The sequence below is a fragment of the Solibacillus sp. GQ1 genome, from assembly GCF_059758555.1.
Genome location: NZ_JCAXEX010000012.1, coordinates 1 through 2,902, shown reverse-complemented (window position 1 = coordinate 2,902; position 2,902 = coordinate 1). Strand labels below are relative to the sequence as shown.

Here is a 2,902-nt window from a genome sequence, read left to right as displayed (position 1 = left end):
GTTAACTTTTGGTTAAGTTAATAAGGGCGCACGGTGGATGCCTTGGCACTAGGAGTCGATGAAGGACGGCACTAACACCGATATGCCTCGGGGAGCTGTAAGTAAGCTTTGATCCGGGGATTTCCGAATGGGGGAACCCACTATCTTTAATCGGATAGTATCTTCACGTGAATTCATAGCGTGTTGAAGACAGACGCAGAGAACTGAAACATCTAAGTACCTGCAGGAACAGAAAGAAAATTCGATTCCCTGAGTAGCGGCGAGCGAAACGGGAAGAGCCCAAACCAAAGAGCTTGCTCTTTGGGGTTGTAGGACACTCTATACGGAGTTACAAAAGAATGAATTAGACGAAGCGACTTGGAAAGGTCCGCGAAACGAGGTAAAAGCCCTGTAGTCAAAAGTTCATTCCCTCCAGAGTGTATCCTGAGTACGGCGGAACACGTGAAATTCCGTCGGAATCCGGGAGGACCATCTCCCAAGGCTAAATACTACCTAGTGACCGATAGTGAACCAGTACCGTGAGGGAAAGGTGAAAAGCACCCCGGAAGGGGAGTGAAATAGATCCTGAAACCGTGTGCCTACAAGTAGTTAGAGCCCGTTAATGGGTGATAGCGTGCCTTTTGTAGAATGAACCGGCGAGTTACGATTACGTGCGAGGTTAAGTTGAGAAGACGGAGCCGCAGCGAAAGCGAGTCTGAATAGGGCGAATTAGTACGTGGTCGTAGACCCGAAACCAGGTGATCTACCCATGTCCAGGGTGAAGGTGAGGTAACACTCACTGGAGGCCCGAACCCACGCACGTTGAAAAGTGCGGGGATGAGGTGTGGGTAGCGGAGAAATTCCAATCGAACCTGGAGATAGCTGGTTCTCTCCGAAATAGCTTTAGGGCTAGCCTCGTGATTGAGAATACCGGAGGTAGAGCACTGTTTGGACTAGGGGGGCATCTCGCTTTACCGAATTCAGACAAACTCCGAATGCCGGATATTTATACACGGGAGTCAGACTGCGAGTGATAAGATCCGTAGTCAAGAGGGAAACAGCCCAGACCACCAGCTAAGGTCCCCAAGTAATCGTTAAGTGGAAAAGGATGTGGCGTTGCTTAGACAACCAGGATGTTGGCTTAGAAGCAGCCATCATTTAAAGAGTGCGTAATAGCTCACTGGTCGAGTGACGCTGCGCCGAAAATGTATCGGGGCTAAACGATTCACCGAAGCTGTGGATGCATACTTTGAGTATGCGTGGTAGGAGAGCGTTCTAATAGCGTTGAAGTCAGACCGGAAGGACTGGTGGAGCGATTAGAAGTGAGAATGCCGGTATGAGTAGCGAAACATGGGTGAGAATCCCATGCACCGTATGACTAAGGTTTCCTGAGGAAGGCTCGTCCGCTCAGGGTTAGTCGGGACCTAAGCCGAGGCCGATAGGCGTAGGCGATGGACAACAGGTTGATATTCCTGTACCACCTCCTCACCGTTTGAGAAATGGGGGGACGCAGTAGGATAGGGTAAGCACGCCGTTGGTTGCGCGTGTTCAAGCAGTAAGGCGTGTATGTAGGCAAATCCGCATACTATAACGTTGAGCTGTGATGACGAGCTCGTATGAGCGAAGTTCCTGATTTCACACTGCCAAGAAAAGCCTCTATCGAGGTGAGAGGTGCCCGTACCGCAAACCGACACAGGTAGTCGAGGAGAGAATCCTAAGGTGTGCGAGAGAACTCTCGTTAAGGAACTCGGCAAAATGACCCCGTAACTTCGGGAGAAGGGGTGCTTCTTTGGGTGCATAGCCTAGAGAAGCCGCAGTGAATAGGCCCAGGCGACTGTTTAGCAAAAACACAGGTCTCTGCAAAACCGTAAGGTGACGTATAGGGGCTGACGCCTGCCCGGTGCTGGAAGGTTAAGAGGAGCGGTTAGCGCAAGCGAAGCTGTGAATTGAAGCCCCAGTAAACGGCGGCCGTAACTATAACGGTCCTAAGGTAGCGAAATTCCTTGTCGGGTAAGTTCCGACCCGCACGAAAGGCGTAACGATCTGGGCACTGTCTCAACGAGAGACTCGGTGAAATTATAGTACCTGTGAAGATGCAGGTTACCCGCGACAGGACGGAAAGACCCCGTGGAGCTTTACTGTAGCCTGATATTGAATTTTGGTACAACTTGTACAGGATAGGTAGGAGCCAGAGATCTCGGAGCGCCAGCTTCGAAGGAGGCGTCGGTGGGATACTACCCTGGTTGTATTGAACTTCTAACCCATGCCCCTTAGCGGGGTAGGAGACAGTGTCAGGCGGACAGTTTGACTGGGGCGGTCGCCTCCTAAAGAGTAACGGAGGCGCCCAAAGGTTCCCTCAGAATGGTTGGAAATCATTCGTAGAGTGTAAAGGCATAAGGGAGCTTGACTGCGAGACCTACAAGTCGAGCAGGGTCGAAAGACGGGCTTAGTGATCCGGTGGTTCCGCATGGAAGGGCCATCGCTCAACGGATAAAAGCTACCCCGGGGATAACAGGCTTATCTCCCCCAAGAGTCCACATCGACGGGGAGGTTTGGCACCTCGATGTCGGCTCATCGCATCCTGGGGCTGTAGTCGGTCCCAAGGGTTGGGCTGTTCGCCCATTAAAGCGGTACGCGAGCTGGGTTCAGAACGTCGTGAGACAGTTCGGTCCCTATCCGTCGTGGGCGTAGGAAATTTGAGAGGAGCTGTCCTTAGTACGAGAGGACCGGGATGGACATACCGCTGGTGTACCAGTTGTCTTGCCAAAGGCATCGCTGGGTAGCTATGTATGGACGGGATAAGTGCTGAAAGCATCTAAGCATGAAGCCCCCCTCAAGATGAGATTTCCCATTACGCAAGTAAGTAAGACCCCTGAAAGACGATCAGGTAGATAGGTTCGAGGTGGAAGTGCGGTGACGCATG

The 2,902-nt window shown here is 51.9% G+C and carries 1 rRNA gene; it reads left to right on the top strand.

Annotated elements, in window-relative coordinates:
- Window positions 1-10: 10 nt before the first annotated feature.
- Window positions 11-2,902 (top strand): 23S ribosomal RNA (locus tag AC6CH1_RS19180); the annotation flags it as partial.